The following is a 26638-nucleotide window of genomic DNA, read 5'->3' on the forward strand; positions in this document are numbered from 1 at the left end:
GCTGCAATGGCGAAAGGGCGGGCGCGGGTGCGCCCGCCCTTTCGTGGCGGTGGAGCGGGTTCGGTCAGAGCGCCAGCAGGCGAGCCTTGGCCTGGTCGTATTCGCGGATGAGGCGTTCGACGACATCGGCGGCCGGGCGGATGGCGTCGACGGCGCCGATGCCCTGGCCGGAGCCCCAGATGTCCTTCCACGGCTTGGCGCCGGGCGTGTCCGATTCGCCGGTGCCGAAATCCATGGCGGACGGGTCGGACTGGCCCAGGTTGTCGGGGTCCATGCCGGCGGCGGTGATGCTGCCCCGCAGGTAGTTGCCGTGGACGCCGGTGAAGAGGTTGGAGTAGACGATGTCGCCCGCGCCGGAGTCGACGATCATCTGCTTGTAACCGGGCACCGCATTGGCCTCGTCGGTGGCGATGAAGGCCGAGCCGATGTAGGCCAGGTCCGCGCCCGCGGCCTGCGCGGCCAGGATGGAGCGGCCGTGTGCGATGGACCCCGACAGCAGCAGCGGGCCGTCGAACCAGGACCGGATCTCCTGGGTCAGCGCGAAGGGGGACTGGGGCCCGGCGTGCCCGCCCGCGCCCGCCGCCACCGCGATCAGGCCGTCCGCGCCGCGTTCGACGGCCTTGTGCGCGAACACATTGTTGATGATGTCGTGCAGCACGATGCCGCCGTAGGAGTGCACGGCCTCATTGACATCGGGCCGCGCGCCCAGCGAGGTGATGACAATCGGCACCCGGTGCTCGACGACCGTGGCCAGGTCCTCCTCCAGCCGGTCATTGCTCTTGTGCACGATCAGGTTCACCGCGTACGGCGCCGACGGCTGCTCCGGATTGTCGGCGTCGTGCTTGGCGAGCTCCTCGTTGATCCGCACCAGCCACTCCTTGAAGAGCGACTGCGGCCGCGCGTTCAGCGACGGGAACGAACCCACGATGCCCGCCTTGGACTGGGCGATCACCAGCTCGGGCCCGGACACGATGAACATGGGGGAGGCGACCGCGGGCAGGCGCAGGCGCTCGGACAGGATGGGCGGCAGGCTCATTGACCAGATTCCTTCATCAAGGGGTTACCCGGCGTAGGTTACCGCTGGTAAGAAGTTCAGGCCGCGCGGGTTTCGGCCAGCCGATCGTGGCGGGCGTAGCTGCGGTCCGGATTGTTCACGAGGGCGGCCCGCCGCATCATGCGCTCGGTGGCGCGGCGGCCCAGCCGCTCGCTCAGCCGGGTTGCGCCCGGAATGATCCGGCGCGGCACCTCCAGCACGCCGTTGACGGCCGCCGTGGCCAGCACCGCCGCCAGGAAGACGCGGCTGCAGGGCATTTCCAGGAAGTCGGAGTTGGTCTTGCCCAGCAGGATTCGGCTGTAGGAGACCGCATACATGGTGAAGGCCCAGCGCAGCGCGCGGGATCGCAGGCCGGGCCCGTCGAATCCGTAGACCGGGCCGAGCGCGGACACCAATGCCTTGGACAGCCGCCGCGAGTCCTCGTCGGGCAGGAATTCGTAGTCGGCCTGCAGCCACAGCAGCCGCCAGGTGTCGGTCTCGTCGGCCGGCAGGATCTCGGGATCGAGCCCGATCACGTGGCCGACATACCGCCACAGGTGATAGACGGCCGCCTTCTCCTTCTTCGAGAACCGCAGCCCGACGGCATTGCACCCGGCAATCGTGGCCAGCGAGAACAACATCAGCGTGCCCGCGGTCAGGGACTGGTTGAGCGGCTGATCCCACTGCTCGTAATCCCAATCCGGCCGCCGGTTCATGCCCGCCCGCACCTGCGCGTGCATGATGCGCACCCGCACGGTGTTCTTGAATCCTGGCGCGTACCGCTGCAGTCCGCCCGGCGCGGTCACGTCGATCCACCAGGTCGCGGTCTCGACGACCCGGCGGGGCGCCATGGTCTCGGCCGACAGCCCGCCGGTGCCGACCAGTACCTTGCCCGCCCGCGAGGCGAGGTAGCCGCCATTGAGCGAGAACATCGACAGGGCCAGGTTGGTCGCCCACGGCCCGACCCGGCCACTGACCCGCGCGGCCCGGTCCATCTTGTCCTGGTCGAGCCAGAACGGCACCGAATCGATGTGCGCGAAAAAGGCTTTCAGCTCGGCGGGCGCGTCCGGCACCGCGTCGATGCCGCGCTCCAGGGCCGTCTCGAACATGGCCCGGCCCTGCCCGGTCGCCGGAACATCTCGACCACGGCGTCGGCCAGCGGGTCGCCCATCTTGGTGAACTTGCGGTAGGCGGCCTGCTGCTCGGGGGTCGGGCGGATATCTCCGGGGGCGAGGATCTTGACCCCGATATTGAACGGGAACTCCCGGAAGATCACCGGATCGGGCAATTCGGAACGCGTCATTGCGTGCCTCCTGGGTGCGTTCAGATTCTGGTGAAGGACGTCACCAGAACTTTGGTGATAGTCTTCACCAAACCTTGCGGCATGGCAACAGACAGGGCGGAACCGTGGACATACCCCGTGGCCGATACGCCGGTCTCAGCGCTGATGAGCGCCGGAACCAGCGGCGCGAGCGGTTGCGCGAAGTCGCGCTGGAGGTGATCGCGGAGGAGGGCATCGGCGGCTTGAAGGTGCGCGCGCTGTGTGCCCGCGCCGGGCTCAACGATCGCTACTTCTACGAGACCTACAGCCACACCGACCGGCTGCTGTACGAACTGGTCGACGAGCAGCTGGCCGAGGTCGTCGCCGCGGTGATGGGCGTCATCGCCGCCGCGCCCGCCGACACCCGGATCCGCCTGCGGGCCGTGATCGAGGCCGGTGTCACCGCCATCGCCGATCATCCCGCCCGCCGCCGGCTGGCCATCGACATGCAGACCACCGACGAATTGCGCCGCCGCCGTACCGAACTCATCGACGTGGTCGCCCAGGTCATGCTCGATCAAGGGCGCGAACTGCTGGGCGACGCCGCCGTCACCGGAGTGCACGCCGAGCTCGCCGCCCGTACGGTGGCCCACGGCGGCCTGGAGATCCTCATCGAATGGCTGCGCGAGGAGCTGGACATCGACCGTGCCCAGCTCATCGACTTCCTGGTGGCCATGATCCTGACCGCGTCCGAGATCACGACCACCGTGCAACGCGAAATGGCTGCTAACTGAGTCCCTTTCCGGCGGCGCGGATCTTGCGGTAGACGCGCCGGTCGTAGCGCAGCGGCCGGGGAATCAGAGGCCACGTCGTCCGGACCGCGCCGGCGAAGACCCGGAAACCGAACCAGCCCTTGATGACCGCACCCTGACGCTCGGTCACGGCGCGGCCAATCGCTTCCGCCGCCACATGATCACCACGCTGACCACCAGGCACCAGGTCGGCAGGATCCAGGCGATGTGGATCGAGACCGTCACCGCGACCAGCATGAAAAGCGCTGCCACCGTGGACAGGATCGTCAGCCACTTCGGGAATGCGCCGGTGATCCGCGCCAGGTTCGCCAGGGAGAGCATGAACACCGCCGCGATGCGCGGCGCGACGATGGTCATCAGGATCATGCCCAGGCCGTGACCGACCGGGTACGCGTCCGCGGCGGCCTTCGCGCTGACCTGCTGCGCCAGTGTCGCCGGCACCGCGAAGGCGGCGACCGCGGTCAGCAGGACGGTGATGAGAATCAGTCCGCTACCGAGGAATACGGTGGCGAAGAGCTGATCCTCGGCGCGGCCGATGCGGCGGCGGATCGTGCCGATGAACCACAGCAGGGCGATCGAGGCCACCACCATGATCAGGACGACGGCCGTGAGCTGATTCCGATGCCCGGCCATTCCGAACCACTGCTCCACGGTCGCGTGATCGGCACTCCAGCCCGGAAGGCCGCGCAGCATCTCCACCGCGATGAAGGCGAGCAGCGCGAAGACGATTCCGGTCACCCCCATGGCCTCGATGGACATCGCGCGGCTGGATCCGGGCGTGGTCTGCACCGGCGAGTTCATGCTCTTACTCCCTCATCCTCGATGGTGAATTCGGTGGTGGCCGAGTCGGATCCGGACCGCCTCGGCGGGTGTCGAGGCGGTCCGGCGGTTTTCCGAGCGTCAGGGCACGACGATCGTGAAATTGGGATCGGCCTTGTCGAGCAGGCCGGTGAGCCGCTTCCACACCCCGGTATCGCCCTTGGTCTGCAGGCCGTCGAACTTCCCTGTCGCCATCAGCTGCAGCAGGCCGAGTTTGGTGAGGGTGATGTCGAGATCGGCATCCCGCTTGCGGGTGGCCGGATGGTGGATGAGCGCGCCATGGCTCAGCTCCATTCGGTATTCCTCGCCGCTGTCGGTGAAATGCCAAGCGATGCTGAACTTCTCGTCCCACGCCTGCGATCCGACGATGTTCAGCGACAGCGTGTCGAACAGTTGGGTGATGCTCATGGCGAGGGCTACCGCCTGGCTGGCGGCGATCGCCGTGGGGGCGACGCCCCGGCGGAGTTCCTGTGCGCCGGTGAGGAAACAGTTGCGCCAGGTCGCGTTCTCGGAACCGAGGCCGAGCTGCTCGAACACCGCCGCCAGGGTCTCCTTGGCCTCGGCGTGGGACGGATCGGCGAAGACCGCGTGGCTGCCGAGTTCGGCCGCGAAGCGCAGGTCGCCCTGGTCCACGAACTCCTTCACCTTGGCGACGGTCGCGTCCACGCCGCCGAGCAGCGGTTCGCGCGGTACAGCGCCAGCGCCGCGGCGGCGGTCTCCGCGCTCACGAGCGGGTCGATCACGATGACGCCGTTGTCCGATTCGATCAGCGTCATGTTCGAAATATCCAGGCCGCGAACCTGATACACGCCCTCGCACACCTCGTAGAGGCCGTGCATCGCGGTGAGCTGGGACTGCCGCCACAGGCTCGGCGGGACGGTGGCCGCGCCGTCGGCCTTCAGGAAGTCGAAGGAGTCCGCGTCGTAGGCCACGCCGCCGCTCTTCCCCGGAATCACGGCGGGCGAGAGTCGCGCGATGAATCCACGCTCGGCATTGTCGAAATCGGTGCGATCAACGGGTGCTGCTGTCATGTGCCACCTCACTGTTGGGATTTCCGACTGCCACGTCTTTCGCCAGCCTCACACAGAACGGGTGAACTTCCAGCAATTTTAGATAGGTCTGTTGCAGGTGGGTGCCCAAGGTGAATTTGGTGCATTCGCGGAGATTCAGCTATCCAACGGATATCCAGCGGCCCGGCTGCGGTGGCCGCATTGACTCTGGACGAATCGTGACTCACATCTCAGGATGAGACCTGATCTTCATCGATGAGGAGTGGGCATGGTGACCGAGCAGCGCGTGGACTGGCTGGCGGGTGGCGTCCGGCGGTCGGTCGCCGCGGACCGGATCGTCGGGGTCGCGTCGGAACTGTTCCAGGCGCGCGGGTTCGACCATGTGGGGATGGACGAGGTGGCGAGCGCGGTCGGCTGCTCGCGGGCCACGCTGTATCGGCACTTTCCCGGCAAGGCCGCACTGTTCGACGCGGTGATGGCCAAATCGGCGATCGCGGTGGCGGAGCGGGTGGCCGCGGCGGTGCGGCGCTACGAGGGCCCGCGCCGGATCGTGGAGGCGATCCTGGCGTCGGTGGCGGCGGTGCGCTCGGATCCGGTGCTGGCCAAGGGATTCGCGGGCACCCGGGCGGGCGGCAGCGACGGGGCCTTCGCGAGCTCGCCGGAGCTGGGGCGGATCGCCACCCTGCTCACCGGGATCGCGCCGGATGACGAAGCGGCGCAATGGATTGTGCGCATGGTGCTGTCGCTGCTGACCTGGCCGCTGGCCGATGCCGCCAGCGAGCGGCGGATGGTGGAGCGCTTCATTCGCTGAGCTGGGGCAGCGGCAGCAGCGGCGCGTCCGGATCGAGGGTGAGGCCGCGGGCGGCGGCGGTGGCCGCGAGCGCACCCCAGGCGAAGGCGGTCAGTTCCTCGGCGAGTTCCTTTGCGGTGATGGCCGGTTCGTTGAGCCAGCGCAGCACACCCAGGCCGATCGCGCCGAGCATGGCGTCCACCGCGAACTGGGTATGGTCGCCGTTCGCGCCGCGCAGGCGCAGCACGCCGGAGAAGAAGTCCGCGACTGTATCGGACAGTGGGCGGCCGTCCTCGATCAGGCGGGTCGCGCCGAAGGCCGCGACCACATGTGAGCTGACAATGAAGCGAAACAGGTTGGGGCGCTCGGCCACCAGATCGATGTAGGCGGTCAGGGCGGTGCGCAGACCGTCGCGGACCGGTCCGGCGGGGTTCAGGTGCGGGGTGACCCGCTCGACGATGAGCTGCTGGACGCTCCCGCTCACCGCGGCCAGCAGTTCCACCTTGTCGCCGAAGAAGCGATACAGCTTGGGACGCGGTATACCAGCGGTTTTCACCACATCGTCGATGGACAGATCGGGGCCGTGGGCGTCTATGGCGCGGATGGTGGCCTCGATGAGTTCGGCCCGGACCGAGGTGCGGTGCGAGTGCCAGCGGTCGTAGCGCGCATCGCCCTTCCTCTCGCCCGGGCGGTGACGCGGGTGGGAGGCCATGCGGCAGATTGTAATTCGATCCGTTACGGCACACCTCTTGTGTGCTGTCTGGGACAATCCTACACTGAGCATGGTATCGAACACGCAGTACTAGGTACTTCGTGTTGCATCAAGGATGGTCCAGATGGCGAATGCCTCTCCGGCGCAGGCCTATCCCAAGGCCCGCCGCATCAGGTTCCGATTCGATCAGCGCGCTTCCAGCGACAAGTACTTCGTCGAAAACGACATGGTCTACAGCCATTTCGTGGCCGGTATGTCCGGCGGCTTCCCGGCGGGGGAGGAGTCCTTCATCCGTTCGGTGCGCCGGGTGGCCGACCGGGTCACCGATCCGATGCTCAAGAAGCGGGTGACCGGTTTCGTCGGGCAGGAGGCCATGCACGGCCAGGAGCACCGCAAACTCAATGAAAAGCTGGTCGAGCTGGGCTATCCCATCGCCTGGCTGGACTCCGAGCGGGCCAAGGAGCGCATGCTCTGGATCGAGGAGCGGGTGTCGCCCGAGGTGCACCTGGCCATGACCGCGGCGGCCGAGCACTACACCGCCGTGCTGGCGCAGCGGGTGCTGTCCAGCGACGAGATCCAGGCCATTCCCGGCGATCCGGAAGTGTGGAATCTGCTGAATTGGCATGCGCTGGAAGAACTCGAGCACAAGTCGGTGGCCTTCGACGTGTTCCGCGCGGTCGGCGGCACCGAGCGCACCCGTATCGGGGTCATGCTCGCCATGTACTCGCTGACGCTGCCGCTGACCTATCTGAGCCTGGCGCTGGCCGTCGGGCGTGACCCGGCCGCGCGGCGGCAGCCGATCCGCGTGGCGCGCGAGGCATACCGGTTGTTCACCGGCCCCATCTTCCGCGGGCTCATGCCGGAGCTGGGCAGGTACCTGCGGCCCGGCTTCCACCCCGACGACATCGACACCGCCGCACTGCTGTCCCGGTGGCAGCAGGCGCTTTTCGGGGCGGACGGTCAGCTCGTCGACCACGTGAAGTAGTCACAACCCCATTGCAAGAAAGGACCGGCCAATGGCGATCGGTCGGCAGGACAGCACGTCCCTCATGCCGTATCCGAAGGTGCGGCGCATGCGATTCCGGTTCGGCGAGCCCGAACCGATGGCGCATCAGTTCGTCCAGGGCGACATTCCCCTCACCCACCTGATTGCGGTGCTCTCGGCGGCCTTCCCGCCGGGCGAGGAATCCTTCATCCGCTCGGTGCGCAAATTCTCCGGTGAGATCACCGATCCCGTGCTCAAGAAGCGGGTGGCCGGATTCATCGGTCAGGAGGCGGTGCACGGGCAGCAGCATCGGCGGTTGAACGAGCAGCTCATCGAGAACGGCTTCCCCATCGTCCGCCTGTTCACCTTCGCACCCGGCGCGCTACGGGAGAAGGGTGTGGTCGCGATCGAGAACGCGGTGCCGCGGCAGGTGCATCTGGCGATGACCGCTGCGGCCGAGCACTACACGGCGACGCTCGCCAAGCGGGTGCTGGGCACCCAGGAGATCCAGGACATACCCGGTGATCCGGAGGTCTGGAATCTGTTGAACTGGCACGCTTTCGAGGAACTCGAGCACAAGTCGGTGGCCTTCGATGTGTTCCGGAGCGCCGGCGGGACCGAAATGGTGCGTATCGGCGTGATGGCGGGGATGTATGTCTTCACCATTCCGGTGGTCTCGCTCGGCGTGCTCGCCTCGATTCTCGGTGATCCGCGCAGCTGGCGGCCGTTGCAGGTGGTGCGGCAGTCGATTCGGCTGTACCGCGGGCCGATCGTGAAGGGGCTGCTGAAGGAGATGCGGCCCTATATGCGGCCGGGGTTCCACCCGGACGACATCGACACCGACGCGCTGCTCGAACGGTGGCGGCGGGAGCTGTTCGGCACGGACGGCGAACTGCTGGACCGCATCGGCTGAGGAGGCGACATGAGAGCCGGCGACAAGGGTGCGCCGGTCGATGCCCGCCCGGAGCACGAGGTCATCGTGGTCGGGGCCGGATTCGGGGGCATCGGCAGCGGCATTGCTCCGTCCACGCACGGCGAGATGTATTGGCAGAACCGCCATTTCGATCTCGACGTGTACCGCTACACGGTGGGCGCTCCGGCGGCGTCGGAGGCGGTCGTGCTCTCCGAGGAGGTCTCGTGAAACTCAGCAGTGTCGATCCGAAGCTGGTGGTCGTCACCGGTGCGGGCAGCGGGATCGGGCGGGCCACGGCGCTGCGGTTCGCGCGCATGGGATCCCGGGTGATCGTGTCGGACATCGACAAGGACGCGGCGCTGTCGACGGTGGCCGTTATCCGGTCGCAGGGTCAGCGGGCGGTCGCCATGCAGCTCGACGTCACCGACCCGCACGCCTGGGCCACCTTCGCCCGGGACGTGCACGCCGATCACGGGGTGCCGGATGTGCTGGTCAACAATGCCGGAATCCTGGTCAGCGGGGCGTTTCTGGACCTCGAGCCCGAGGATTGGGAGCACCAGCTCAGCGTGAACCTGCTCGGTGTCGTGTTCGGTTGCCGGGCCTTCGGGCGGCTCATGATCGACGAGGGCAGGCGCGGGCACATCGTGAACATCGCTTCGGCGGCCGCGTTCACGCCGACGCCGGTCATGTCGGCGTACTCGGTGTCCAAGGCCGGGGTGAAGATGCTCACCGAGTGCCTGCGGCTGGAGCTCGCGCCCAAAGGCGTTGGGGTGAGCGCGATCTGCCCCGGCGTGATCAATACCGATATCGCCCGGCACGCAATCGCGGTGGGCGTCGATCCGCGGCTGCTGGAGCGCGGGCAGCAGCTCACCGCGCAGATTCAGGAACTGGCCGAGCGGCTGCCCTTCTCGCCGTTGAGCCCGGATCTGGTGGCACGGGCCGTGGTGCGCGCCGTCCGGTACGACCTGGCGGTGGTTCCGGTGCGCGCCGAGGCCTGGCTGGGCTACTTCATGCTGCGTATCGCGCCCGGCGTCAATCGCCGTATGACGCAACCGCTTTCGATGGAGCGCATCCAGTCCCTGGGGGAGCTGGCGTTCGGCAGGGGAGGACCCCGTTGAACGCACGCGCCCACCTGTTGAAGGTGCGCGAAGTCATCAGCGAGACCGCCGACGCGGTCTCGCTGATCTTCGATATCCCCACCGACCTGACCCGCCGCTTCGCCTACGCGCCGGGGCAATACCTCACCCTGCGCGTTCCCAGCGAGCGCACCGGCTCGGTAGCCCGCTGCTACTCCCTGTCCAGCAGCCCGCACTGCGACGACCGGCCCACCGTGACGGTCAAGCGCACGCCGGGCGGTTACGGCTCGAACTGGCTGTGCGACAACGTCTCCGCGGGCGACATCCTCACCGTCCTCGAACCGGCGGGCAATTTCGTGCCGCGCGCGTGGGACCGCGATCTGCTGCTCTGCGCGGCGGGCAGCGGCATCACGCCCGTGTTCTCCATCCTCAAATCGGCGCTCGCCATCGGGCGCGGCAATATCGCGCTGTTCTATGCAAACCGCGACCGGGAATCGATCATCTTCGCGAACCGGCTGCAGCAGCTGGCCCGCGGTTACCCGCGACGGCTGACAGTGACCCACTGGCTCGAATCCGAGCGGGGGCTGCCGTCCGCGCGTGTCTTCGCGTTGTGGGCGCGTCCCTACCGGCGTCATGACGTCTACGTGTGTGGCCCGGCGGGTTTCGCGTCCTCGGTGGAGCAGGGCCTCGGTCAGCTCCGCATTCCCGGCCGGGCCATCCACCAGGAGAACTACCGCTCGCTCACCGACAACCCGTTCGAACACCACACCCCCGTGGCGTCCGAACCCACGCAGGTCGTGGCGACCGCCCCGGGCACGGCCGCCGCGGATGTCGCGACCGTCCGGGTCGACATCGACGGCGAAACCCACACCCTGCCGTGGCCGAGATCCGAGAAACTCCTCGATGTCCTGCTGAGCCACGGCATCGACGCCCCCTACGTGTGCCGCGAATCGGCCTGCGCCACCTGCGTCTGCAGCGTCAAGCAGGGTCGCACCCGCATGCTGATGAACGAATCCCTGATCGAAGACGAACTGGCCCAGGGCCTGACCCTCGCCTGCCAGACCCTGCCCGAATCGGACGACCTCCACATCGCCTTCGACCAGTGAGTGCCCGACGCAAGCCGCGCGTCAGGTCGACGTCAGGTCGATGTCAGTCGCGCTGGCGACAGTGATCACATGAACACCACCGCCGATGTCGGACTGCGCTGCCTGCGCGGCGATCACGTCTTCGCCCAGCTGATCCGCTTCGCCGTGGTCGGCGGCGCCAGCAATATCACCTACCTCCTGCTGTTCCTGACCCTGAACAGCGCCGGTCCCCTGATCGCCAATATCGCCGGCTCGATCCTCAGCACCGTGATCGCCAACGAACTCCACCGCCACCTCACCTTCCGCGCCGCCGGCCGCGTCACCTGGTTCACCGCCCAATGGGAAGGCGGCGGACTGGCCGTGATCGGCCTCCTGATCAGCACGGCCGCCCTGGCCGCCCTCGACTCCTATGCGCCCGGCCTGAGCCCCCTCGCCCGCGCGGCCTCCGTCATCGCCCTCACCGCGGCCATCGGCGCGCTCCGCTTCCTGGCCCTGCGCGGCTTCGTCTTCGGATCACCGTCCGCCGAATCCCCCGCGGGGCCCGAAGCACACCATGCCACGGAATCCGGAGACGCCCTTCGGTATTCGCGTCCGGGCGACGACGTGCGGTCGGCCTTTCTGATGGGTCCGATAATGGCCTGAACCTGCCGAACCCGCCCTGTCGTCGGCTTTCAGGCGCGGGTGAGTTCGGCTCGGGTGGCAGTGAGCATGGTGGTGATGGCGGCGGGGAGGGCTTGGGCGGGGTCGGGGGCGAAGCGGGGGGAGTGGTTGGAGGGGAAGTGGGGTGGGAGGGCGCCCTCGGTGAGCATGTAGGCCTGGTCCTCCTCGGTGAAGCGGGCGGGGTCTATGCCGCCGATGTGCCAGAAGACGGAGGGGGCGTGGGCCGCGGTGCCGAAGGCGCCGAAATCCTCGCTGCCGGTGATGGGGTGGTCCATGGGCATGACGGGGAGGCCGGCGGCGGTGAGGGTGGCCAGGACCCGGTCGGTGTCGCCGAGGGTGTTCTCGGTGACCGGGAAGTGATCGTAGAATTCGACTTTCGGCTCCTGGGGTGCGCCGGCGGCGGCCGCCTCGGCCTCGGCCATGCGCTGGATGCCCTCGACCATGTGGTTGCGCGAACTGTCGGTGAAGGTGCGCAGGCTGAGCAGGACCTCGGAGGTGTCCGCGATGATGTTGGGGCGGGTGCCCGCGTGCAGGGCGCCGGCGGTGAGGACCGGGCTGGCGGCGGTGGCGGTCTGGCGGGCGGTGAGCGATTGCAGCCGCACCACCAGGGAGGCCGCCATGAGCAGCGGGTCGATGGCGGTGTGCGGCTGAGAAGCGTGGCCGCCCTTGCCGACGAAGGTGATCCGGACCGAGTCGGAGGCGGCCATCAGGGTGCCGGGCCGGCTCAGGATGATGCCCGCGGGCAGCGGGCTCACATGCTGGCCGAGCACGATGCGCGGATGCGGAAAGCGTTCCAGCAGACCGTCATTGATCATGCCCTGCGCGCCCGCACCGGTCTCCTCGGCGGGCTGGAACAGCGCCACCACCGTGCCGGGCAATGGATTCGCCGACAGTTCCGCGCAGGTGCCGAGCAGTGCCGTGACGTGCACGTCGTGACCGCACGCGTGCATGACGCCGGGGATCGTGGAGGCGTAGTCGAGCCCGGTCTCCTCCTGCACCGGCAGCGCGTCCATATCCGCGCGCAGCCACACCACCGGCCCGGGACCACTCTGCAGCACGCCGACAACGCCGGTGCCACCGACGTTCTCGGTCACCTCCCAGCCGGGCAGGGCGCGCAGCTCATCGGCCACCAGGCGGGCGGTGGCGTGCTCCTGGCCCGACAGCTCCGGGTGGGCGTGCAGATGGCGGTAGACCTGCTGCCAGTGCTCGGTCATGTGAGACTCTCCTTCGTCGGGACGGTCGCCGAGGCGCGGCGGGCCAGCGTCGCCCGGAACGCGTCGGCGGTTTGCGGGACCACAGCCGCCGCCAGCAACGCCAGCAGCGGTCCGAGGGCCATGGCTTCGAAAGCCGTTGTGTACGAGACGTGATCGGTGATGACACCGAAGGCGAGCGGGCTCACCACACCCGCCAGCTGCCCGCCGAAGATGATCACCCCGGTGGCCGCGCCGATGTAGGCGCTCGGCAGCGACCGCAGCGGCACCGAGAACGCGGGCATGTAGGCCATTCCGGCCACCAGGCTCATCGTCGTGCCCAGCAGGACGAACAGCGGGAAGGACTCGGCGCGCGGCAGGGCGAACAGCATGGCGGCGGTGAAGGCCATGGCCGGCACCACGATCACCCGCGGCCGCCCGCCGATCCGATCGGAGAGCCGGGCACCCAGCACCACCCCGGCCGCCGCGGCCAGCGTGGTCGGCACCGCGGCGATGGCGATGCCGCCCATGGAGATTCCGCGTTGCTCGTGCAGGAAGGTCGGCGTCCAGGCGGTGACGCCCCACACCAGCACGTCGTAGCCGAAGAAGATGACCGCGAAGCCGATCAGTGCGGGCGAGAGCAGCACGGCGCGGCGTTCGGCCCTCGTGCCGGTGTTCGTGACCGGAATCTCGTCCTGCACCAGCGGTTCCGGCATCCATCGACGCCACGCCAGAATGACCGCCACCCCCAGCACGGAGATGACCCCGAACATCACCCGCCACCCGACCGTGGGCAGCATGACCCCCGCGATCACCGCCGCCAGCAGCAGGCCGGCCGCATTCGAGGAGTTCGTCCACCCCGCCGCGGTCGTCCGCTGCTCGGGCAGACTGCGTTCCGCCAGCGCCTTGATGGCGGCCGCCGGAAAAACACCCTGCACCAAGCCGAACAGGAACCGGATGCCCAGCAGGACCGCGAAAGACCAGGCGACCGCGGTCAATCCGGTGAAGACCGACCAGGCCGTCAGACCTGCGATGCCGACCTTCAAGGCCCCGAACCGATCCGCCAGCAAACCTCCGGGAACCTGGATGAGCGCATAGGCGATGAAGAACACCGACACCAGCAGACCCTGTTGCGTGTGGTCGAGACCCAGGTCGTCGCCGATCGAGGGCAACGCGAAATTGATCACGGTCCGATCGATGTAATCGACCACCCACGCCGCGAACAGCAGCATGATGGTTATCCGGGTGGTGCGTGGCATCCAGGCCCCTTCAAAAGCGGGAGTAGTGGCTGGGTGCCACGTTCGTGCCGATGCCCGAGCATACGGCGCAATTGCTGGGAGCCGCCATGTGAGGCGGTGACGCCCTGATCGCGCGATTGGTGAACGCTCTGCAATTGGCTGGAAGGGGTGCGAGAGGCGCGAGTCACTGCCCGCACCCGTGGCGTGCGGCGTGGCATTGGGCGTGTCGTAGTCTCGCGTCCGATGAGGGACATGACTATTCACGGGTATGTGGCCGACGGGTACGGGCGGGTTGCGGACGCCTTCCGACGCAACTTCCAGCACGGGGAGATCGGCGCGGCCGTGGCGGTGTTCGATGGGGACACGCCCGTGGTGGACCTCTGGGGCGGCTGGCGCGATGCGGTCCGGCGGCTGCCGTGGGAGCGGGGCACCATAGCCCCGGTGTTCTCGTCGACCAAAGGTGTTGCGGCGCTGACGCTTGCCATGCTGGTGTCGCGCGGGCAGCTGGACTATGACGAGCCGGTGGCGCGGTACTGGCCCGAATTCGCGGCGCGTGGCAAGGCCGAGGTCACCGTCCGGCAGCTGATCGATCACCAGGTGGGCCTCCACATTCTGCGCGATACCCGGATGACCCTGGCCGATCTGTTCGATCTGGATCGCGTCGCCGGCGTGCTGGCGGCGCAGCGGCCGGGGTGGACGCCGGGCACACGGCAGGGCTATCACCCGGTCAGTATCGGGCTGTACATCAATGAGCTGGTGCGCCGCGCCGATCCGGCCGGGCGCAGCATCCGGCGGTTCATCGCCGAGGAGATCTCCGGGCCGCTGGGCGTCGATTTCACGATCGGGCTGGATGCGGATCTCGGGGGTGAGCGAATCGCCCGGCTGGTCCGCACCTCCGGGCTGGACCTGCGCCACGAGCGGAATCTGCCCTGGAATCAGGCGGTTCCGGCGCTGCTGCGCCGGGGCCCGCTGTTCCGGGCGCTGACGGTTCCGGACCTGGGCATGCCCGAGGACTTCGTGCGACCCGAGATCATGTCGGTGGAGCTGCCGGGCACCAATGGCGTCGGCTCGGCGCGCGGCCTGGCCCGGATCTATGCGGCCGGGCTGTCCGGTGAGCTGCCGATCGCGGACGATGTGCGGGCCCGTATCGCCGGCCCGGGACCGGTGCCCGCACCCGATGCCGTGCTGAAGACCACGACCCGATTCCATCTCGGATTCCGGAAGTCGTGTCCGACCTTCCCGTTCGGTTCGTCCGGTCACCGCGCCTACGGCACGCCCGGTATGGGCGGTTCGCTCGGTTTCGCCGATCCGGAAACCGGGCTCTCCTTCGCCTACGTTCCCAACCGCCTCGGGCTCACTCTCAATGGCGACCGGCGTTGCCTCCGCCTGGCCGGCGCGGCCTTCGGGAAGCCGACACGCCGATCGGGTATTCGCACTGAACCCCGGCAGGCCGTCGATCGTTGACTGGTTAGACCGGCCCCACGCCGGTAGCCATCCAGATGCGGTCCGGTTCTCCCCCTGCGTCCGGACCGGGACCCCGCCGAGGCATCCCCGGCGGGGTCCTTGCGTGGCTAATCACGCTGCGCAACAGCAACTTCCGGCTCGGATGTGATTTGGGACACGTTGATCGAGTTCGCTTCGGATGGATACCTTGTGTGCGATGTATCGCGGACAAGGCAATGTGAAACGGGGGATCGTGTTCGAGAGAAAACCCGAATTCCGAACCGTGGCCGACCTCATCGCCGAGCGGATCGCGGCACACACCGACCACGTCTTCGGCGTGGGCGGCGCCAATATCGAGGACCTCTACGACGCCCTCCACCGGCACCCCGGCCTCACCGGCATCATCGCCAAACACGAATTCGGCGCGGCCACCATGGCGGACGGCTACGCCCGCGCCACCACCCGCCTCGGCGTGGTGGCGGCCACCTCCGGCGGCGGCGCCATGAATCTCCTCGCCGCCCTCGCCGAATCCTTCGACTCCCGGGTCCCGGTCCTGGCCCTGGTCGGCCAGCCCCCGACCACGCTCGAGGGCCGGGGCGCCTTCCAGGATGCCAGCGGTCACCCCGGCCGCCTCGACGCCGAGCGCATCTTCACCGCAGTTTCCCGCCACTGCGTCAAAATCACTCGGCCCCAGGACATCTCCGCCGAACTGGACCGTGCCATCGCCTCCGCGCTGTCCGGCGGCCCAGCAGTCCTGCTGCTCCCCAAGGACATTCAAGCCACCCTGATCTCGAGCGGCTCCACCCTGGCGGCCGGCCTGCGATACGAGCTCACTCTCGTGGGCAGGGATGAACCGATTGCGAATTCGGAAGAAACGCCGGCGGACATCGCGACGCTGCTTGCCGATGTGCCGGCCGGAAGCCGGGTGGTCGTCATCGCCGGACCCGAGGTCGCGGCGGCCGATGCACGGGCCGAGCTGGCGGAGGTGGTGCGGGTGCTGGATGCGGCGGTGCTGGTCACCCCGGATGCCAAGGATGCCTTCTCGAATCGGGATGACCGCTTCGCCGGGGTCGTCGGGGTCATGGGGCACCCCCATGCCGCCGGGCTCGTCGCGGCGGCGGAGCTGTGCCTGCTGGTGGGGGCGCCGCTGTCGATGACCGCACGGGCCGGATTGGATGCGGCGCTGGCCGCCTGTCCGCGCGTGGTGTACCTGGGAGCGGAACAGCCTTTCGTACCGGTTCATGCCGAGGCGCGGGGGCCGCTGGGTGCTTCCCTTGGGGAACTGCGTGCCTCCTTGGCGGAATCAGCCGTCCTGCCCGATCTCCCGGCGCTGCCCGGTGACACGGCGGCAGCCTCGGAATCGATTGGTGTGCAATCGAATCCCGACCCACCGCACGAGCTGACCGTCCCGCCCACGTCCGGGCCGGGTGTGCGATATCGCCCGGCCGTCGTGGCCATCGAGGCGGCGCTGGAGCCCGGCACCGATGTGGTCGCGGATGCCGGGAACACCGGCGCCGCGGTCGTGCACTACCTGCGGGTCCCCGAGGACGGGCGGTTCCTCATCGCGCTCGGCATGGGCGGGATGGGGTACTCGTTCGGGGCGGGGATCGGGTGTGCGCTGGGGCGGGGTCGGCGGGCCGTGGTGATCGCCGGGGACGGCGCGTATTTCATGCACGGCCACGAGGTGCACACGGCTGTCGAGTACCAGGTGCCGGTGACCTTCGTGGTGTTCAACAACAACGCGCACGCCATGTGCGTGACGCGGGAGCAGGTCTTCTACTCCGGCGAGTACAGCTTCAACCGGTTCCGCGCGGCGGAGATCGGGGCCGGTGTCGCGGCCATGTTTCCCGAGCTGCCCGCCTGGACCGCGCGCACGCTGTCCGACTTCGAGAACGCACTGGACAAGGCGCGGGCCACGCCGGGGCCCGCGTTCATCGAACTGCAGTGTGACCCAGACGAAATCCCACCGTTCGCCCCCTTCCTGAAGGAGTCGCTCGCATGACCGAGACCGCCACCGACGCGCCGATCGAAGTCCCGGAGCTGGATATCCCGGGCGTGTACCGCATCGAGACCATGGCCCTCAAGGAGGGCATGCCGCTGGTTCTCGACATGACCCGCGCCGTGTACCCGCACGACGAGATCTACGGGGACTACTGCACCGTCACCGAATTCATCGCCGCCCCGCCGGACGAGGTGTACGGGTACCTGGCCGACACTCGCAGCCTGTGCGAATGGACCTACAGCATGCGGGGTTTCGAGCGCACCGCCGATCCCGAGATCTGGGTGTCGGATGACCGGATCGGCTCGCACACCCGCATCTACACCCGTACCGTCGCCAACCCCGACGCCCGCACCGTGGACTACCACTGCGCCTGGGACCAGGCCGACCACCTGTGGATGATCTATCTGATGCGGGTCGTGGACGCGCAACTCGTGCTGAACAAGCCGGGATCCGTTGTCACCTGGACCAATTGCCACCACCCGTTCTACGAGGACAACGGCTATCCCGAGACCGAGCCGGAGGGCCGCCCGGTCTGGGTGGGCGACTTCTGGCACCTCTTCGCCGCCGGGCACCTGCTGGAACTGCGCAATCTCAAAGCGATCTGCGAACACCGGCATGCCGCCGGGCAGCCGATCAAGCCGGAATGGATGGCCTGACCATGAGCGCTGTCAGCTTGCTCGACGTCGCCGGATACCTGCCCGAGAACATCGTCCCCGCAGACTATTTCGCGCAGTACGCGGATCCGGACGAGGTCACCTCCAACATCATGTTCAAGGCCCCCAAGTTCCGCCACCACGTCGCGCCCGGTGAGACGCCGGCCGACATGGCCGAGCGCGCCGTGGCCCCGATCCTGGCCCGGCAGGGCCGGGATGCGTTGCGCGACATCGATGTTCTCATCGTGCACACCCAGCTGCCGGACATCGGCATCGTGGGCAGCGGTGGCGACGTGGCCGCCCGCCTGGGCATCGCGCCGGAGTGGCTGATCGACCTGCACAACGGCGGCTGCGCGGCCTTCGTCTACGGCATGAAACTGGCCCGCCAGATCCTGCTCTCCTCCGACGCCCGCTCCGCCCTGGTGGTGACCATCCAGAATGTCGCGGGCCAGGTCTTCACCCAGGAGCAGGTGCGCGGCAAGGCGCAGGCCGCGATTCCGGGCGACGGCGCGGGCGCGGGACTGCTGGTGAAGTCCGGTGTTTCGCCGATCCTGGATATCGAGACCCGGCACCTGCCGGAGTTCGCCGGGCAGATGACCGTCATCGCCGACCCGCCGCGCCGCTACTGGGAGGCCGGATCCGGCCAGATGCACGTGGGTTTCACCGAATCCAAGATCGCCAAGGTGCTGCAGCGCGGCAACCGGCTGGTGCCCGAGGTGGCGAACGCGGTGTGCGGTCGCATCGGGGTGTCCGCGCAGGAGCTGGATCTACTGGTCACCAATCAGCCCAACCGCGCCTTCCTGCGCAACTGGCGCGATGCCCTCCAGCTGCCGCCCGAACGGCACCCGGACACCTTCGACGACTGCGGAAACCTGTTCGGCGCGGGCATTCCCGTCACCTTCGACCGGGCGGTCGACGAGGGCCGGGTGCCGGCCGGGGCGCTGGTGATGTTCGCGGGCTTCGCGCACGCGGGTGATTTCGCCGGGGCCGCCGCCGTCCGCTGGGGCGGGCGCTGAGGGGCCGGCCGCGATGAGTCCGCTGATCATGGCCGGACATCGGCTGCAGCTCAACGAGATTCCCTACGGACCGCCGCCCTCGGTCCAGCAGGCGCTGAGCGCCGCCCTGGCCTCGGCCAATCGCTATCCGGAATTCCTGCCGCAGCGGCTGCCGCGGCTGATCGCCGCCCGGCTCGGCTGCGACCCCGATCGCATCGTGGTGGGCGCGGGCGCGACCGGCGTGATCATGCACATCGTCCAGGAATTCGGTTCCGGCGCGGCCGAAGTCGTCATGGCGACGCCCACCTTCGACGGGTTCCCCATCCTGACCAGCATGGCGGGCGGGCGCCCCGTCACGGTGCCGCTCACCGGCGCGGGCCGCCAGGACCTGGCGGCGCTGGCCGCCGCGGTGACCGAACGGACCCGGCTGCTGGTGGTCTGCAGCCCGCACAATCCGACCGGAACCCTGGTGCCGGCAGGGGAATTCGAGGATTTCCTGCATGAGATCCCGGCGGCGGTCACCGTCGTCCTGGACGAGGCCTACGTGGATTTCGTCGCCGAGGCGGACCGCATCGATGTCTTCGCCCTGCTGGACCGGCACCCGAATCTGCTCGTGCTGCGCACCTTTTCGAAGGCCTACGGCCTCGCGGCCCTGCGGGTCGGCTACGCGCTCGGTGCACCGGAGCTCATCGAGCGCATCGCCCGCTGGCAGCTGCCGTTCGGCATGACCGCGCTGGCCGAGGTGGCGGTGCGGGCCTGCTACGAGGCGGAGGACGAGATCGCGGCCCGGGTGACAGTGCTGGGCGAGCATCGCGCTCATCTCACCGCCGGGTTGCGCGAGCTCGGCCTGTGCGTTCCCGACAGCTATGCCAACTTCTCCTACCTCACCCTGTCCGGCGCCGAGGCCGATCGGGTGGCAACCGCATTGGCGGGCGCGGACATCCACGTCAAGACCTATCCCACCGGTATCCGCATCACGGTCGGCGATCGCGCGGCCACCGACGCCGTGCTCGCCACGGTCCGCAGTACAGTGCAGTAATGCACGAACATCCGCCTTCCGCACCCGACGGGCAACGGGCCGGAGCGGACGAGGAGATCGACTACGCACTGCTGTCGCTCAATGCCCAGCTGTGCTTCGCGCTGTACTCCACGTCGCGATCCATGACCGCCGCCTACCGGCCGTTCCTGGACGACATGAACCTGACCTACCCGCAGTACCTGGTGCTGCTGGCGCTGTGGGAACGGCCCGGCATCACCATGAAGGACCTCGGTGAACAGGTGCATCTCGACTACGGCACGCTCTCGCCCCTGGTCCAGCGACTGCAGTCGCGCGGCCTGGTCGAGAGTGTCCGCAGCGCCACCGACGGCCGGGCGGTGGTGCTGCACGCCACCGACGCCAGCCGCGACCTCCAGCACGGCGCACAAGAGATGATCCGCACCGTGGTGGACCTGGTCGGCGTCCCGATCGAGGACATCGAGACGCTGCGTGACCAGGTCAAGGCCCTGGGCGCCCGCCTCGACGCAGCCGCCGCAGCCGCCCGCGCCCGCTGACCGCGGATCCCTGGACCGCCGACCCCGCCCGATCACCCCGCCGGTGATCGGCGACGGGTACGCGGGCAGTGTTTCCGGTCACGCGAATTTGGCGAGTGCGTCCGCCACGATGGCGTCCAGCCGGGCGTGGTGGGCGCCCTTCCAGTAGGTCTGGCCGCAGTCGACGCACTGGGCGAAGGAGTCGTAGGTCTGGCCCGTGTTGTCGGGCAGGTGGTCGCGGACGGTCTCGCGGTCGGCGGGGCGCAGCGTGCCGTTGCAGGAGGTGCAGCGGGTCCACGGGGCCAGGCGCGGGGCGAAGCGGGACAGCACGTCGTCCAGCTGCTCCGCCGGTTGGTGGCTGTAAACGTAAGCGCCGGAATAAATTTCGCGACGGCGCAGCAGGCCGCGATCGCGGGAGAGTAACACCCGGCGCTCGGCCGCGGAGCGCGCCGCCAGCGCGGCGTCGCCGATATCCGGATTCTCGTATGCCGCATCGATCCCCAGCAGGCGCAGCCGCCGGGCCAGGGTGCCCAGGTGGATGTCGAGCAGGAAGCGCAGCGGTTCGGGGCTGGTCTGCGGACGCGCCACCGCCGCCACCGTGACGCTCTCGCCGCCGCGTGGAATATGACCGGCCGCAACCGGTTCCCCGTTCACCAGCAGGGCGCCCACCTCGGTGAGCGGCACGCCAGATGACTCCACCACATGCCCCAGCGTCGAGGTGCCGTCCACCCGGACCGGCGAGCCGTCGCGCTGACCGACGAACACGCGCAGCTCGGGCGCGAACTCGACGGTGATCTCCCCTGCGTTCACCAGCCCAGGATCCCAGAAACCGGGCACCGGCGAGCAACTCCATTTCGATCCGGGCCGCGCGAAGGGCGCCGAGGTGGTCATCACCCGCCGGGCCAGGAACTATTAATAAGTGTTTGCGCACATATTAAGAAGTTGAATTCCTGGATGACAGCATGGGTTGTCTGCTGATAGATATATGCGTGCAACTCTATCCAGGAGGGCTTTGTGCGCACTCTCGCCGGCATCCTCGGCACGCTCGCGATCATGGGTTCCAGCGCGGGCGCGGCCACCGCGGAACCCGTGGGCAGCACGCCGCTCGACACCCTCGAGGCGTGTCCCGCGGCCTCCCGCGTCGACCCGCCGGTGCTGTTGATCCACGGCACGCATGCCGACGTGGACACCAGCCTCGGACCGGTGCGGCAGGCGCTGCTCGACGACGGCCGCTGCGTGTACGGTCTCGACTACGACTCCGACGAGTCGCTGCCGACGTCGGTGGACTACTTCACCGCCGCCGTGGACCGGATTGTCGCGGTGAATCAGGCGAATTCCCTTGATCTGGTCGGCAAGTCACAGGGCGCGTTGATCGCCAGAGCCGTCAGTCTGCAATTCGCCGGCCGCGCCGTGAACCCGGTCCGGACCGTCGTCGCGGTGAGCGGACCCCAGCACGGCACGAGCATCGCGGGCATTCGGCTGCCGGCTCTGCCCGCCGGTTCCACTGTGCCGCAGGGGCTTCCGTTCCTGTCACCGGCAATGTTCGACATGCTGGCCGGTTCGGCGTACTTGGCCGGGCTGGACAGCGGTCCGCCGGTCGCACCCGGCGTCCGCTATGTCATGACCGCGACCGCGTACGACGAGATCGTCACGCCGTACGCCACGGCGTTCATCGACGCACCCGGCGTCACCAACATCCTGGTCCAGGACGGTTGCTCCGAGGACCACACCGGCCATATGGCCGGCTCCACCGATCCCCGCACGGTCGACCTGGTGCTGCACGCGCTCGACCCCGACCGCCATCCGGCCGTCCGCTGCGTGCCGAACGACAACCGAAAGTAGCCGCACCGATGCCGCATTCGAACGTGTACCGCGAGTTCGGCGCGGAGGCGGTGCTCCACCGCAGGTGAGCCCTCGAGGTGAGTCTGCCGGCCGCGGCTATTCGCCGGGGCGATTTTCGAAGTCGGCGAGGGTGACTTCGAGCCAGCCGATATAGGCGGCGGTCGAGGCGCGACCCTGGTCGTGGGCGGCTCGCATGACCTGCCCGGCCCAGCCGGGATCGATGGCGTCGATGGGTGCGAGCGCACTGGTCAGCTCATCGATGCGGGTGGGCGTGCGCACCTGCTCGCGGCGGTGGTCCAGTTCGGTGCGCAGGACCTCGATGGCGATCTCGCGGCCGAGTGCTCCGGCCAGCAGGAATCGCATCATGAAGTCGGGATCCATGGGCCGGGGCGCGGGCTCGTAGGGGGAGTGGGCCCAGTCCAGCAGGGTCTGCCGGCCGCTGCCGGTGAGCCGGTAGACCTTGGCATCCGGCTTGCCCTCTCGGGCCTCGACCTCGAACTCGACCAACCCACGCTCGACCAGCTTGCCCAGCGTGCGATACACCTGCGGCAGGGTCACCCGGTAGCCGACGAACCGGCCGGGCCCGTTCATCCATTTGCCCAGGTCGTAGCCCGACAGCGGGCGCAGTGCCAGCAGGCCGAGGATCAGGGTGTCGAGCATGGACCCACCCTATGTGCTCGCGCACCTAGGGCCCCGAGACGGCGGGCAGCGCGGGTGGATTCCTGTTGACGACCGGCCAATATAGGCGTAACTATGGGAAACAGATACATAGATCACTTCCCGAGAGGCTCTGACAATGTCGTCAGCATCCATGACGGCCGGCGACCCCGCGGTCGCACTCGCCCGGCAGTATGCCGAGAAGCTCATGCTGCTCTCGCAGGGCTCGGTCGACAAGAATTTCGATCCGTTCACCGATATCGACTGGGATCACCCCGATTTCGTTGTGAAGACCGACGACAAGCGGTGGATCCTGCCGGTTTCGGGCGACATGTTCGCCCGGCATCCGTGGTACCAGGCGCAGTCCGAGGCGCGCAAGATCGCCATCGGGCTGTGGCGCCAGGCCAATATCGCCAAGGTGGGGCTGCAGTTCGAGACGCTGCTCATCGGCGGCATGGTGCAGCACACCTTCAAACTGCCCAATGGCTCACCGGAGTTCCGGTACTGCACCCACGAGGTCATCGAGGAGTGCAACCACACCCTGATGTTCCAGGAGGTGGTGAACCGCATCGGGATCGACGTGCCGGGCATGAATCCGATCCTCAAGCAGCTCACCTATCTGGTGCCGCCGCTCGCCTCGGTCTTCCCGAACCTGTTCTTCATGGCGGTGCTCTCCGGTGAGGAGCCGATCGACCACATTCAGAAGGCGATTCTGCGTGCGGGCGAGGACATTCATCCGATCATGCGCGGTGTCATGGCGATCCACATCGCCGAGGAGGCCCGGCACATCTCCTTCGCCCACGAGTTCCTGGAACATCATGTGCCGCAGGCGAACCCGATCGACAGATTCGTGCTGTCGCTGGCCTTCCCGATCGTCCTGTGGATCGGCGGGCGGGCCATCCTCGTCCCGCCGCGCGCGTTCTTCCGGGAATTCGGGATTCCGCGCTCGGTCCGTAAGGACGTCTTCTTCGGGCTGCCCGACTCCAAGGAGGCCTTCGCGGGCTTCTTCGGTGACGTGCGGTCGCTGGCCAAGAAGATCGGGCTGATGAATCCGGTGTCCAAGCAGGTGTGGAAGGCGCTGGGTATCGACGGCGCGACCACCCGCTACCGATCGGAACCGGATCGCCCGGGTCAGGTCCGCGCGGCCTGACCCGGGTGGCGGGCGTGGACCGGGGGGCTTCGGTTCCCGCCCGCTCGCGACAGTAGACGTTACCGTAAATAACATGTAATACTCGGTGCGTCCGGACGCCGATGTCCGGGCGCGACGAGAAGCGAGAACCTCAATGACGCGGCATGTCGACGTACTGATCATCGGAGCGGGTCTGTCCGGAATCGGCATGGCCTGCCATCTGACCCGCGAGCAGACCGGGCGCAGCTACCTGATCCTGGAGCGCCGGACCGCCATCGGCGGCACCTGGGACCTGTTCAAGTACCCCGGCATCCGCTCCGACTCGGACATGTACACCTTCGGCTACGGCTTCCGGCCCTGGCACGGCACCAAGGTGCTCGCCGACGGACCGCACATCCGCCAGTACATCGAGGACACCGCCGCCGAATACGGCGTCACCGACCACATTCGCTTCGGTCGCAAGGTCACCAAGACCGCCTGGTCCAGCGACGAGGGCGGGTGGACCGTCGAGGTGCTCGACCAGCGCACCGGCAAGACCGAGACCTACACCAGCAACTTCCTGGTCGGCTGCACCGGCTACTACGACTACGACAAGGGCTACCGGCCGCAGTTCCCCGGCGAGGAGAACTTCGGCGGGCAGATCGTGCACCCGCAGCACTGGCCCGAGGACCTCGACTACCGCGGTAAGCGCGTGGTCGTGATCGGCAGCGGCGCGACCGCCATCACGCTCATCCCGGCCATGAGCAATGACGCCGCGCACGTCACCATGCTGCAGCGCTCGCCCACCTACATCGCCGCGCTGCCCGCCGACGACCCGGTCGCGGTCGGCTTCAAGTTCGCGAGAGTGCCTGCCGCCATTGCCTACAGGGCGGGCCGGGCCCGCAATATCGCGCTGCAGCGGGCCAGCTACCAGCTCTCGCGCACCAACCCCAAGCTGTCGGCCAAGCTCATGCTTGCCGCGGTGCGCGCACAGGTCGGGCCCGATATCGACATGAAGCACTTCACCCCGAGCTACAACCCGTGGGACCAGCGCCTGTGCGTGGTGCCCAACGGCGATCTGTTCCGGGTGCTGCGCAAGGGCGAGGCGTCCATCGTCACCGACACCATCGAGACCTTCACCGATAAGGGCATCCGGCTGTCCTCGGGCGAGGAGCTCGAGGCCGACATCATCGTCAGCGCAACGGGTCTCACCGTGCAGATGCTCGGCGGCGCGGAGCTGGAGGTGGACGGCGAGGCGCTCGCCACCCGGGATCTGGTGGCCTACAAGGGCGCACTGCTCGGCACCGTCCCGAACATGATGATGATCCTCGGCTACACCAACGCCTCCTGGACCCTCAAGGCCGATCTGGCCGCCGAGTACTTCTGCCGCCTGCTGAACCACATGCGCGACAACGGATTCACCGAGGTCGTCGCCATCCCCGAGGAGGGCGACCGCTCCGAGGCGTCCCTCATGGGCGGCGCCCTGACCTCCGGCTACATCCAGCGCGGCGACGGCGTCATGCCCCGCCAGGGCACCCGCGGCCCATGGCAGGTCATCAACAACTACTTCCGCGACCGCGCCATGCTCCGCAAGGCCCCGCTGGAGGACGGCGTCCTGCGCTTCCGCCGCAGCACCCGCCAGTCCACCCCGACCCCCGCCGAATCCCGTTCCGCCTGACCCTTTTCCCGCGCCGCCGGATTCACGATCAAGCCAGTGATCCGGCCGCTGGCCCTTTCGCGCACCGCCGGCGGGGTCGCAGGATGGTGGAATGACCACCACTCCGCCTTCGTTCCCGGCCATGGTGCGCGAGGAGTTCGCGCCCGCGACGACCTACCTGAATGCGGCCAGCTACGGCCTGCTGCCGAAATCGGTTGTGGCGGAGGTGATCGCGGCCGAGGAACAGCGCATGCGCGGCGAGTTCGACATCCCCGGCGTGGACGCGCACGTCGACGCGTGCCGGGCCGCGTTCGGACGGCTCACCGGGTTCGAGGCGGCCCAGGTGGCGGCCGGCGCGCAGGTCTCGCAACTGGTCGGGCTGGTGGCGCAGAGCCTCCGGCCGGGCGCGAACGTGCTGGTGCCCGAGCACGAATTCAATTCGGTGCTCTGGCCTTTCCTGGTCCGAACCGACGTGAACGTGCGGGTCGTGCCGCTGGCGGACCTGCCGGACGCGATCCGGCCCGGCGACGATGTGGTGGCCGCCGCCCTGGTGCAGTCCGCCGACGGTGCGGTGCTGGATGTGGCGGCGACCGTGGCCGCCGCCCGTGCCCACGGCACGCGGGTGCTCTTCGACGTGAGCCAGGCCGTCGGCTGGCTGCCGGTGCGCGATACCGGGGCCGATTGGGTCGTGAGTGTCGGCTACAAGTGGCTGCTCGGTCCGAAGGGCACCGCGTTCCTTGCGGGAACGCCTGCGGCACTGGATGATCTGAGGCCCGTCGCCGCCGGCTGGTACGCCGGGTACAACCCTTGGGAGACCGTCTACGACGGCCCGTTGCGGCTGGCGGAGGACGCGCGCCGGTTCGATGTCGGGCCGGTGTGGCCCGCATGGATCGGGCAGCGGCGGAGCCTGGAGCTGATCGAAGGGGTCGGTATCGACGCCATTCACCGGCACGATGTGGCGCTGGCAGATCGGCTGCGCAAGGGACTCGGCCTGCCCGAGGGCAATTCGGCGATCGTGTCGATCGAGGTGCCGGAGCAGACCCTGGAGCGGGTGCGCGAGGCGCGTATCGTCGGCGCCCTGCGGGCCGGGCGACTGCGGCTGGCCTGCCACTTCTACAACACCGAGGCGGACATCGACCGGGCGCTCGACGTGCTCGCCGGGTAGGC

27 protein-coding genes and 2 pseudogenes are annotated in these 26638 nt (G+C 68.4%); 18 read left to right on the forward strand and 11 right to left on the reverse strand.

Annotated elements, in window-relative coordinates; all coding sequences use genetic code 11:
- Positions 1 to 64 precede the first annotated feature (64 nt).
- Positions 65 to 1036, reverse strand: a complete 972-nt coding sequence (locus tag ACFXIV_RS17515) for an NAD(P)H-dependent flavin oxidoreductase (protein ID WP_379400595.1) — start codon at positions 1034 to 1036, stop codon at positions 65 to 67.
- A gap of 56 nt (positions 1037 to 1092) precedes the next feature.
- Positions 1093 to 2336, reverse strand: a pseudogene (locus ACFXIV_RS17520) (oxygenase MpaB family protein).
- A 104-nt stretch (positions 2337 to 2440) separates the two neighbouring features.
- Here ACFXIV_RS17520 and ACFXIV_RS17525 point away from each other — a divergent pair.
- Complete coding sequence (locus tag ACFXIV_RS17525; protein WP_379400594.1) at positions 2441 to 3088, forward strand: TetR/AcrR family transcriptional regulator; 648 nt, start codon at positions 2441 to 2443, stop codon at positions 3086 to 3088.
- Here the strand turns inward: ACFXIV_RS17525 and ACFXIV_RS17530 are convergent.
- The 4 genes and pseudogenes from ACFXIV_RS17530 to ACFXIV_RS17545 form a co-directional block, all read right to left on the reverse strand.
- Positions 3081 to 3236 (reverse strand): hypothetical protein, encoded by a 156-nt coding sequence (locus tag ACFXIV_RS17530; RefSeq protein WP_379400593.1) that lies wholly within the window; start codon positions 3234 to 3236, stop codon positions 3081 to 3083. The two genes, ACFXIV_RS17525 and ACFXIV_RS17530, sit on opposite strands and share 8 nt — an antisense overlap.
- The gene (locus tag ACFXIV_RS17535; RefSeq protein ID WP_379400592.1) at positions 3233 to 3907 is read right to left on the reverse strand and encodes a hypothetical protein; all 675 of its coding nucleotides are present in this window, start codon (positions 3905 to 3907) and stop codon (positions 3233 to 3235) included. Before ACFXIV_RS17535 ends, ACFXIV_RS17530 begins: the two co-directional genes overlap by 4 nt.
- A 99-nt stretch (positions 3908 to 4006) precedes the next feature.
- Entirely contained in the window at positions 4007 to 4591 is a 585-nt protein-coding gene (locus ACFXIV_RS17540; protein ID WP_379400591.1) for an alkyl sulfatase C-terminal domain-containing protein, read from the reverse strand.
- An 11-nt stretch (positions 4592 to 4602) separates the two neighbouring features.
- Positions 4603 to 4956: pseudogene (locus ACFXIV_RS17545) on the reverse strand (alkyl/aryl-sulfatase); the annotation flags it as partial.
- 247 nt (positions 4957 to 5203) lie between these two features.
- Between ACFXIV_RS17545 and ACFXIV_RS17550 the strand changes: the two are divergent.
- Entirely contained in the window at positions 5204 to 5746 is a 543-nt protein-coding gene (locus ACFXIV_RS17550; protein WP_354841428.1) for a helix-turn-helix domain-containing protein, read from the forward strand.
- Here ACFXIV_RS17550 and ACFXIV_RS17555 read toward each other — a convergent pair.
- Positions 5736 to 6437 carry a TetR/AcrR family transcriptional regulator gene (locus tag ACFXIV_RS17555; RefSeq protein ID WP_379400590.1) on the reverse strand — a complete coding sequence of 234 codons (702 nt, stop codon included), beginning with the start codon at positions 6435 to 6437 and terminating at the stop codon, positions 5736 to 5738. The genes ACFXIV_RS17550 and ACFXIV_RS17555 overlap by 11 nt on opposite strands.
- A gap of 124 nt (positions 6438 to 6561) precedes the next feature.
- Between ACFXIV_RS17555 and ACFXIV_RS17560 the strand changes: the two genes are divergently transcribed.
- From ACFXIV_RS17560 to ACFXIV_RS17585, 6 genes are all read left to right on the forward strand, one after another.
- Positions 6562 to 7422, forward strand: coding sequence for a metal-dependent hydrolase (locus tag ACFXIV_RS17560; protein WP_379400589.1), 861 nt, complete (start codon positions 6562 to 6564; stop codon positions 7420 to 7422).
- A 31-nt stretch (positions 7423 to 7453) separates the two neighbouring features.
- The gene (locus tag ACFXIV_RS17565; RefSeq protein WP_379400588.1) at positions 7454 to 8335 is read left to right on the forward strand and encodes a metal-dependent hydrolase; all 882 of its coding nucleotides are present in this window, start codon (positions 7454 to 7456) and stop codon (positions 8333 to 8335) included.
- 9 nt (positions 8336 to 8344) lie between these two features.
- The gene (locus ACFXIV_RS17570) at positions 8345 to 8563 is read left to right on the forward strand and encodes a hypothetical protein (protein ID WP_379400587.1); all 219 of its coding nucleotides are present in this window, start codon (positions 8345 to 8347) and stop codon (positions 8561 to 8563) included.
- Complete coding sequence (locus ACFXIV_RS17575) at positions 8560 to 9453, forward strand: SDR family NAD(P)-dependent oxidoreductase (RefSeq protein WP_379400586.1); 894 nt, start codon at positions 8560 to 8562, stop codon at positions 9451 to 9453. Before ACFXIV_RS17570 ends, ACFXIV_RS17575 begins: the two co-directional genes overlap by 4 nt.
- Entirely contained in the window at positions 9450 to 10517 is a 1068-nt protein-coding gene (locus tag ACFXIV_RS17580; protein WP_379400585.1) for a 2Fe-2S iron-sulfur cluster-binding protein, read from the forward strand. The genes ACFXIV_RS17575 and ACFXIV_RS17580 overlap by 4 nt, the downstream gene beginning before the upstream one ends.
- A gap of 69 nt (positions 10518 to 10586) precedes the next feature.
- Positions 10587 to 11138 (forward strand): GtrA family protein, encoded by a 552-nt coding sequence (locus tag ACFXIV_RS17585; protein WP_379400584.1) that lies wholly within the window; start codon positions 10587 to 10589, stop codon positions 11136 to 11138.
- Between the two features lie 29 nt (positions 11139 to 11167).
- On the opposite strand, the gene ACFXIV_RS17590 is transcribed toward ACFXIV_RS17585, so the two are convergent.
- Both ACFXIV_RS17590 and ACFXIV_RS17595 read right to left on the reverse strand, forming a co-directional pair.
- Positions 11168 to 12370 carry an amidohydrolase gene (locus tag ACFXIV_RS17590; RefSeq protein WP_379400583.1) on the reverse strand — a complete coding sequence of 401 codons (1203 nt, stop codon included), beginning with the start codon at positions 12368 to 12370 and terminating at the stop codon, positions 11168 to 11170.
- On the reverse strand, positions 12367 to 13605 hold the full coding sequence (locus ACFXIV_RS17595) for an MFS transporter (protein ID WP_379400582.1): 1239 nt from the start codon (positions 13603 to 13605) through the stop codon (positions 12367 to 12369). The genes ACFXIV_RS17590 and ACFXIV_RS17595 overlap by 4 nt, the downstream gene beginning before the upstream one ends.
- A 222-nt stretch (positions 13606 to 13827) precedes the next feature.
- On the opposite strand from ACFXIV_RS17595, the gene ACFXIV_RS17600 reads away from it, so the two are divergent.
- From ACFXIV_RS17600 to ACFXIV_RS17625, 6 genes are all read left to right on the forward strand, one after another.
- Entirely contained in the window at positions 13828 to 15048 is a 1221-nt protein-coding gene (locus tag ACFXIV_RS17600) for a serine hydrolase domain-containing protein (RefSeq protein WP_379400581.1), read from the forward strand.
- A gap of 196 nt (positions 15049 to 15244) precedes the next feature.
- Positions 15245 to 17029 (forward strand): thiamine pyrophosphate-binding protein, encoded by a 1785-nt coding sequence (locus tag ACFXIV_RS17605; RefSeq protein WP_379400580.1) that lies wholly within the window; start codon positions 15245 to 15247, stop codon positions 17027 to 17029.
- Positions 17026 to 17685 (forward strand): SRPBCC family protein, encoded by a 660-nt coding sequence (locus tag ACFXIV_RS17610; RefSeq protein ID WP_379400579.1) that lies wholly within the window; start codon positions 17026 to 17028, stop codon positions 17683 to 17685. Before ACFXIV_RS17605 ends, ACFXIV_RS17610 begins: the two co-directional genes overlap by 4 nt.
- Positions 17686 to 17687: 2 nt before the next feature.
- Entirely contained in the window at positions 17688 to 18698 is a 1011-nt protein-coding gene (locus ACFXIV_RS17615; protein ID WP_379400578.1) for a 3-oxoacyl-ACP synthase III family protein, read from the forward strand.
- Positions 18699 to 18711: 13 nt separating this feature from the next.
- Positions 18712 to 19716, forward strand: a complete 1005-nt coding sequence (locus ACFXIV_RS17620; RefSeq protein ID WP_379400577.1) for a pyridoxal phosphate-dependent aminotransferase — start codon at positions 18712 to 18714, stop codon at positions 19714 to 19716.
- 122 nt (positions 19717 to 19838) lie between these two features.
- Positions 19839 to 20228 (forward strand): MarR family winged helix-turn-helix transcriptional regulator, encoded by a 390-nt coding sequence (locus tag ACFXIV_RS17625; protein ID WP_379400661.1) that lies wholly within the window; start codon positions 19839 to 19841, stop codon positions 20226 to 20228.
- A gap of 78 nt (positions 20229 to 20306) precedes the next feature.
- Here ACFXIV_RS17625 and ACFXIV_RS17630 read toward each other — a convergent pair whose 3' ends face one another.
- Positions 20307 to 21017, reverse strand: coding sequence for a Mut7-C RNAse domain-containing protein (locus tag ACFXIV_RS17630; RefSeq protein ID WP_379400576.1), 711 nt, complete (start codon positions 21015 to 21017; stop codon positions 20307 to 20309).
- A gap of 204 nt (positions 21018 to 21221) precedes the next feature.
- Here ACFXIV_RS17630 and ACFXIV_RS17635 point away from each other — a divergent pair, with 204 nt between their 5' ends.
- Positions 21222 to 22049 (forward strand): esterase/lipase family protein, encoded by an 828-nt coding sequence (locus ACFXIV_RS17635; RefSeq protein ID WP_379400575.1) that lies wholly within the window; start codon positions 21222 to 21224, stop codon positions 22047 to 22049.
- Between the two features lie 96 nt (positions 22050 to 22145).
- Here the strand turns inward: ACFXIV_RS17635 and ACFXIV_RS17640 are convergent, their stop codons facing one another.
- Positions 22146 to 22709, reverse strand: a complete 564-nt coding sequence (locus tag ACFXIV_RS17640; protein WP_379400574.1) for a helix-turn-helix transcriptional regulator — start codon at positions 22707 to 22709, stop codon at positions 22146 to 22148.
- A gap of 136 nt (positions 22710 to 22845) precedes the next feature.
- On the opposite strand from ACFXIV_RS17640, the gene ACFXIV_RS17645 reads away from it, so the two are divergent.
- The 3 genes from ACFXIV_RS17645 to ACFXIV_RS17655 all read left to right on the forward strand — a co-directional run bounded on the left by ACFXIV_RS17645 (position 22846) and on the right by ACFXIV_RS17655 (position 26636).
- A complete protein-coding gene (locus tag ACFXIV_RS17645) occupies positions 22846 to 23856 on the forward strand; it encodes a diiron oxygenase (RefSeq protein ID WP_379400573.1) in 1011 nt (336 codons plus the stop codon).
- 133 nt (positions 23857 to 23989) lie between these two features.
- The gene (locus ACFXIV_RS17650; RefSeq protein ID WP_379400572.1) at positions 23990 to 25492 is read left to right on the forward strand and encodes a flavin-containing monooxygenase; all 1503 of its coding nucleotides are present in this window, start codon (positions 23990 to 23992) and stop codon (positions 25490 to 25492) included.
- A 91-nt stretch (positions 25493 to 25583) separates the two neighbouring features.
- A complete protein-coding gene (locus ACFXIV_RS17655; protein WP_379400571.1) occupies positions 25584 to 26636 on the forward strand; it encodes an aminotransferase class V-fold PLP-dependent enzyme in 1053 nt (350 codons plus the stop codon).
- The last annotated feature ends 2 nt before the right edge of the window (positions 26637 to 26638 follow it).

The organism is Nocardia sp. NPDC059236, from assembly GCF_042754085.1.
Classification (GTDB): domain Bacteria; phylum Actinomycetota; class Actinomycetes; order Mycobacteriales; family Mycobacteriaceae; genus Nocardia.